The organism is Comamonas denitrificans (genome assembly GCF_017368815.1).
Lineage (GTDB): Bacteria > Pseudomonadota > Gammaproteobacteria > Burkholderiales > Burkholderiaceae_C > Comamonas > Comamonas denitrificans.
The window spans coordinates 1-5686 of the sequence record NZ_JAFNME010000061.1; the positions used below are offsets into that span (position 1 = coordinate 1).

Annotated in this window: 5 protein-coding genes and 1 riboswitch; of the genes, 1 reads left to right on the plus strand and 4 read right to left on the minus strand. The window is 62.6% G+C overall.

Annotation, left to right across the window (positions count from 1 at the left end; all coding sequences use genetic code 11):
* Positions 1 to 277: 277 nt before the first annotated feature.
* The 4 genes from J1777_RS14080 to J1777_RS14095 form a co-directional block, all read right to left on the minus strand.
* A complete protein-coding gene (locus J1777_RS14080; protein ID WP_207576296.1) occupies positions 278 to 1222 on the minus strand; it encodes a class I SAM-dependent methyltransferase in 945 nt (314 codons plus the stop codon).
* 72 nt (positions 1223 to 1294) lie between these two features.
* Positions 1295 to 3004, minus strand: a complete 1710-nt coding sequence (gene mnmC1 / locus J1777_RS14085; protein WP_207576297.1) for an FAD-dependent 5-carboxymethylaminomethyl-2-thiouridine(34) oxidoreductase MnmC1 — start codon at positions 3002 to 3004, stop codon at positions 1295 to 1297.
* A complete protein-coding gene (locus J1777_RS14090; RefSeq protein WP_207576300.1) occupies positions 3001 to 3666 on the minus strand; it encodes a trimeric intracellular cation channel family protein in 666 nt (221 codons plus the stop codon). The genes mnmC1 and J1777_RS14090 overlap by 4 nt, the downstream gene beginning before the upstream one ends.
* Before the next feature lie 161 nt (positions 3667 to 3827).
* Positions 3828 to 3922: riboswitch (glycine riboswitch) on the minus strand.
* 30 nt (positions 3923 to 3952) lie between these two features.
* Positions 3953 to 4225 (minus strand): oxidative damage protection protein, encoded by a 273-nt coding sequence (locus J1777_RS14095; RefSeq protein WP_207576298.1) that lies wholly within the window; start codon positions 4223 to 4225, stop codon positions 3953 to 3955.
* Positions 4226 to 4376: 151 nt separating this feature from the next.
* Between J1777_RS14095 and J1777_RS14100 the strand changes: the two genes are divergently transcribed.
* Positions 4377 to 5426 carry a sulfate ABC transporter substrate-binding protein gene (locus J1777_RS14100; RefSeq protein ID WP_207576299.1) on the plus strand — a complete coding sequence of 350 codons (1050 nt, stop codon included), beginning with the start codon at positions 4377 to 4379 and terminating at the stop codon, positions 5424 to 5426.
* Positions 5427 to 5686 lie beyond the last annotated feature (260 nt).

Below are 5686 nucleotides of genomic sequence, written 5' to 3' on the forward strand. Positions count from 1 at the left end.
GTGCGCGCCTGGTGTGGTACCGATGAGCAGCGCGCTGCCATCCCAGAGCGAGCCGGTGCTGCCCAAGCGTGCAGCGCACTACCTGTGGGCGGTGCTGATCGCCCGCATCTACGAGGTGTTCCCCCTCAAGTGGCCCACGGCAGCTGCACCGACGTGCCGCCGCAGCGCAAGTAATGGCCTAGCGCCTCATGCCAAATGGCCTAGCGGCCTGGCCCATCACGCCTGGTGCGTAGCAGCATCGGGCGTTTTTCTTTTCCGGCTGGCATGGTCTTGCGCCTCAGTGCGGAGGCGGCTGGGGGGCGGGGCCTTGCTGGTACACCAGCACTTTCAAGCTGCGCTCCTCATCCACATCGGCAAACGCAGGCGGGTTGGCCAAGCGCTGGATGAATTGCAGCGCGGGCGCTTCGGCCTCGACGGTGTCGCGCAGAAACTGGCTGCTCAGCTCCGGGGCGTTCAGGCACAGCAGGGCGTGGCCCTGGGCGGTCAGCAAATCGGGCAGGCGGCGCACCAGGCGGGCATAGTCTTTGGTGGCGACAAAGCTGCCTTTTTGGTAGCTGGGTGGGTCGGCAATGACCAGGTCATACGGCCCCAGGCGCTTGAGTTTGCCCCAGCTGCTGAAAATATCATGGGCAAAAAATTTGGCCCCGGTCAATTGGTTGAGTTGGTGGTTTTCGCGCCCCAGCGCCAGGGTGCTGCTGGCCATGTCCATATTGATGACTTCGCTGGCCCCGGCCTGCAGCGCGGCAACAGAAAAAGCGCAGCTGTAGGCAAACAAATTGAGCACTTTGATGTCCGCATGGCCTTGTTCGCGCAGGGCTTGTAGGTGCTGGCCAACCCATGCACGCCCGGCCGCCATGTCCAAAAAGAGGCCGTGGTTTTGCCCTTGCAGCAGGCGCACCCGGTAGCGGGCCAGGCCTTCGCTGACGGTGTGCAGCTGCGGCACCGTGCCACGCATCAGCTGGTTGTGCGCCCCCGCACCACGTTGTTGGTACACCCAGTTCAACGTTTGCCCCAAGGCCGCAAAGCGTTGCTGCAGCGCCTGGTCGATCGTCGCCAGGCTGGCCGCATCCAAGGGGGTGAAGCTGGTCAGCAGCAGCACGGGGGGGTAGGCATCCAGACTCAGGTGCTCGCAGCCGGGGTAGCGTCCGCCCCGGCCATGAAATAACCGGCCGGCATCGGTGGGCGGGGTCAGCTGGGCGATGCAGTCAAGCAGGGCTTGCATAGTGAAAATTTTGGTTAAATTGGCTGCTAGCCCTTTATTTATAAGCGCTAGCAGCTATGGTTTATAAGTGGTTTAGCCTAAACGATGGGTGCCCAGGTGTTGGGCCAGTTGAGCTTCCAGGGGCAGGGGCTCGGCGTGCAATTGGGCGGCCAGCAGCTCGCCGCACAGCGCCGCCAAGGTGATGCCGCGTGCCCCTAAAGCGGTCAGGGCAAATAGCCCCAAGCTGGGCAGCACGGGGCCGACGATGGGCAGGCGGTCGTGGCTGGCCACGCGCACCCGTGCCCAGGTGGGCTGGCAGGCGGGGTCGCCAGGGGTGAAGGCCGCTTGCAGCTGCTGCGCTGTGGCGGGCAGCAATTGCGCCAGCTTGCCCAGGTTGTGGGCGTGGGCGCTGGCTTGGTCTGCAGCAGAGACGGGCAGGGCGCTGACATCGCGCTCAAAGGTGGAGCCCATGACCCAGAAAGCGCCGTCCGGGCCTGGCACCTGCGGCACCAAATTGCCACTGCCATTCACGGGGAAGGGCGGTAGGGCAGCGGCGTTATCTGCCGGCCCCACGGTGACTTGCCCGCGCAGGGCTTGCAAACGCCAAAGCGCAGGCAAAAAGGCGCTGCTGCCCATGCCTGCGGCCACGATGGCGATGTTGGCCCCGGCGGCCAGCAGCTGGCCTTGCGCGTCTTTGGCCTGCCATTGGCCGCCTTCATGGCGCAGCTGGGCCACAGGGGCTTGGCCGATAAAGCGAATGCGCGGGTGCTTGAGCTGCGCCGCCACCAAGGCGGCCGGGCGCAGCCAGCCGGCGCGTTGGTGCCACAGGGCGCGGGCATCGGGGGGGAGGCCAGCTGCTACACATTGAGTAGCTGTTGCCGCTTGACTCCAAGCTAATCCAGGGCCGTTTTTCCATGCCAGATAGCTTGGTTGCAGCGCATCGTGCTCTAAAACGCCACTTTGCGCCCAATCGTGGTCGCGCTGGCACAGCTGCTCTAAACGGGGTAACAGCGTTTGCAACCCAGCACGCGACAGGCGCGACAGTACGCAGTCGTCTGGCGAGGTGTGGGGGCAAAATAAACCGGCGGGCAGGCCCGAGGCCCCATCGGCAGGCGCTGCGCCTTGGCCCAAAACGGTGACTTGCCAGCCGCGTTGGGCCAGGCTCCAGGCGGCGCTGCTGCCAGCCAGCCCCGCACCTATGACCAAGGCGGTGCCGGGTGGGGCGCTTGGGGATGGGGTTTTGCGCAGCGTCCAGGGCGGGTCAAAGCGGGCGTGCAGGGCGGGTGTTTCAGGGGCAATCGTGCAGCCATTTTTGGCCAATAGCGTTGCCAGTGCTGCGTTAGCTGCTCCTAAAAATTGGGTGCCGCGCTGGCAGTGGCGCAGCAGCGGTTTGAGGGCATGGGGGGCGAGCCAGGCCGAAGCACCCTCAGCGCTGCCGATCAAAATGGTGTCGGCCACCATGCTTTGCTGGCGCAGCACGCTCTCTGTCGGGCCCAGCCACAGGGTCAGTTGCAGCGCACCGCCCTCCAGTGCCAGCCGGTGGACACCGGGCAAAAGGCCTTGCAAGCAGGGCTGCCAAGCGGCAGGGGCGTGGGTTTGCAGGGCCTGGGCATCGTGGAGCACCAGCACGTAATGCAGTACCGCTGGGGCGGCTGGGCGCGGCGGCGGGGCCGCCCTGAAAACAGCCCGGTGCAGGGCGAGCAGGGCATCGGCATTGCCGCTGGCATCCAACACGCGCCACGTGGCGTGCTGCGCCCAAGCGCGGGGCAAGGGGGCCAGCCAGTTTGGCAGCAGGCCACTCATTCCCAGCGCTCTTGGTAGGAAAACACCGGCAAACGCCACTTCAGGCGAATGGCCAGCAGGCGAAACGCCAGACCACCGGCAAAGCACACGGCGATGTTGATGTCGTGGTTCACATTCCAGGCGCTGAGCAGCCAATACAGCAAGCACACGGCCAGCGAGACACTGGCGTACAGCTCACGGCGAAAGACCACCGGCACCTGGTTGCACAGCACATCGCGCACGATGCCCCCGCTGATGCCCGTGAGCATGCCGGCCATGATGACCACCACGCGCGGGTAGCCATGCTCTAGCGCCACGCTGCAGCCGATGAGCGAAAAGGCAATCAGCCCCATGGCATCGAGCAGCAAAAACACCTGCTTCAAGTGGCGCATATGGCGGGCGATGACGGTGGTCAGCAGCCCGGCGCCAATGACCAGATAGACGTATTCGGGGTGCTGCGTCCAGCCAATGGGGTAGTGGCCCAAGACCATGTCGCGGATGGTGCCCCCGCCCAGCGCGGTGACAAAGGCAATCACGGCTACGCCAAAAATATCCATATTGCGCCGCCCCGCAGCCAGGGCGCCGGACATGGCTTCGGCCGTGATGGCAATCAGGTAAATGACCAGCATGGTGGTCAGTTGCGAGAGCTGGAAGGAGTCCAGCAAAGAAGTCGAGGGCAGCAGCATAAGCACCTTGCGGGGTGAAGGAGATGAAAGAGGGGGGTGGTTGCCTCTCCCGCTGTCCTTGTTACCTGAGAGTTGCGTGCGCGGGTGGCGCACTTGCCCCTTCGGTGAGCCACTGCGCCCGGCCATGGGCCAGGCGGTGGCTACTCTCCAGTCGGCGAAATCTTTTTGCGGTACCGGGGCCTGAGCGATTATGGGAGTTTGCGCCTTCGGCGGGGCTGGTGGTGACGGCAGCCCTCTCTCCCGCAAAAAACGCGTGATTATGGCATGGCGATGCGCACGCCCTTCAGGCCGAAGGCGGCGTGTAGCCTGCAGCCACTTCGGCTCCATCGCCAAAAAAGTGCGCTTCCATTTGTTTGGCCAAATATTTGCGGGCTTGGGCATCGGCCAGGTTCAGGCGGTTTTCATTGACCAGCATGGTCTGGTGCTTGAGCCAAGCGGCCCAGGCTTGTTTGCTGACATTGTCAAAAATGCGCTTGCCCAGCTCGCCAGGGTAGGGGGGTAAATCCAGGCCATCGGCTTCTTTATTCAATTTGATGCAGTAAACGGTGCGCGTCATAACAGGGTCCTTGTTGATTTCAGATTTTTAAGTAATAACAAACTGAAATTCTATTGGTTTGAGTTTTATAAGCTTGCTTTGAGAATGCGTGGCAACAGCACGCTGCTTGTTCCCTTTTTTCAAAAGAAAACTTCTCCAAAGAAAGCCCACGATGAAAAATCGCCGCAACTTTATCAAGATTCCCACCCTGTTTACCCTTGCTGGGAGCTTGACCCTAGCGTTCAGCGCCCCAGCAGTTTGGGCCCAGCAAGCGACGCCAACAGCGCAAGCCGTGACTTTGCTGAACGTCTCTTACGACCCCACCCGCGAGCTGTATGCGGACTACAACCAAGCATTTGCCAAGCACTGGAAGGCCAAAACGGGGCAGGTGGTCACGGTCAAGCAATCGCATGGTGGCTCGGGCAAGCAAGCGCGCTCCATCATTGATGGGATTGATGCCGATGTCGCCACCCTGGCCTTGGCCGGTGACATTGATGCCTTGGTGCAGCATGGCGGACATTTGGCTGCCAACTGGCAGCAGCGCCTGCCCCATGGCAGCGCCCCCTACACCTCGACCATTGTGTTTTTGGTGCGCAAGGGCAACCCCAAAGGGGTGAAAGACTGGGATGACCTGGTACGCCCAGACATAAAAATCATCACCCCCAACCCCAAAACCAGCGGCGGTGCCCGCTGGAACTACCTGGCCGCTTGGGCGTTTGCCGAACGCCAATACGGCAGCGCCGAAAAAGCGCGGGATTTTGTGCGCCAGCTTTACCGCAATGTGCCGGTGCTGGACTCTGGCGCACGCGGCTCCACCATCACCTTCGTGCAGCGTGGGGTGGGCGATGTGCTGCTGGCTTGGGAGAACGAAGCCTTTCTGGCGCTCAAAGAGTTTGGCCCGAATAAGGTGGAAATTGTCGTTCCCTCCCTGTCCATCCTGGCCCAGCCCTCGGTGGCCGTGCTGGACAAGGTCGTGGACAAAAAAGGCACGCGCACGGTCGCCCAAGCCTATTTGCAACACTTGTACAGCCCCGAAGGCCAGCGCATCGCGGCCAAGCACCACTACCGTCCCACCGATCCCCAGGTGCAGGCCGAGTTTGCCGACCGCTTCCCGCGCCTGGAACTGCTCACCATTGACCAGGCCTTTGGCGGCTGGGGCAAAGCCAGCCAGGCGCATTTTGTCGATGGGGCCAGTTTTGACCAAATTTACGCCAATCGCTAAGTCGGCGGCAGGTGAGGATGCCCAGGATGCGCGATGGGTTTGAGAACGTGCTCACAACCTCCTCGCGGGTGTGCAGTCGCGGCCTCGGGCGGTCTGCGGCGTTGCAAATCCTCGCCATAGCTAGTGCTATGTCTGTGGTTTGCGCCTTGCAGCCCATCCCGATCCGCATCCCGCACCCCTTCGCGCGGAAATCGTGAACACGTTCTGAGACAATCCGCGCACCATGTCTGAACAGAACATTCCCCATTCCCCCCCGCCTG